Here is a 523-nt window from a genome sequence, read left to right as displayed (position 1 = left end):
CGCCTGCGCGACGATCCCGGGCGCGATCGGCAGCTTGAGGTCGAGCGCGAGCAACAGCCCGCGTCCTCTTACGCCGCCGAGCCCATGGCGGGCCGAGACTTTCTGCAACTCGCTTTCGAGCAAAAGGCCTGTCTCGGTGACCGCCTTCAGGAAGTCCGGCTTGCCGACCTCCTCGAGCACAGCGAGGCCTGCCGCGCACATGATCGGGTTGCCGTTGAAGGTGCCGCCCTGGTCGCCGTGCTCGAAACAGGAGGCGCGTTCGGTCGCGAGCAGGGCGGCGAGCGGGACCCCGCCGCCGATGCCTTTGCCGAGCGTCATGATGTCAGGCGCAATTCCGGTGTGCTCGTAATGGAAGAGCTTTCCGGTCCGGCCCATGCCGGTCTGGATCTCGTCGAAGATGAGCAAGAGACCATTCGCCTCGGTCAGCGCGCGCAGCTGCTGCAGGAACTGATCGGTCGCGGGCCACACGCCGGATTCTCCCTGGATCGGCTCAAGCATGATGGCGACGGTGTTGTCGTTGATC

Annotated in this window: 1 protein-coding gene; it reads right to left on the bottom strand. The window is 65.8% G+C overall.

What is annotated here, in order from left to right; translation table 11 throughout:
- The coding region (locus tag JHD07_RS15365; RefSeq protein WP_291623616.1) for an aminotransferase class III-fold pyridoxal phosphate-dependent enzyme at nt 1–523 on the bottom strand (523 nt) is incomplete at both ends.

The organism is Bradyrhizobium sp. (assembly GCF_016462955.1).
Lineage (GTDB): Bacteria > Pseudomonadota > Alphaproteobacteria > Rhizobiales > Xanthobacteraceae > Bradyrhizobium.
This window is presented reverse-complemented; position numbering and strand designations above follow the sequence as displayed.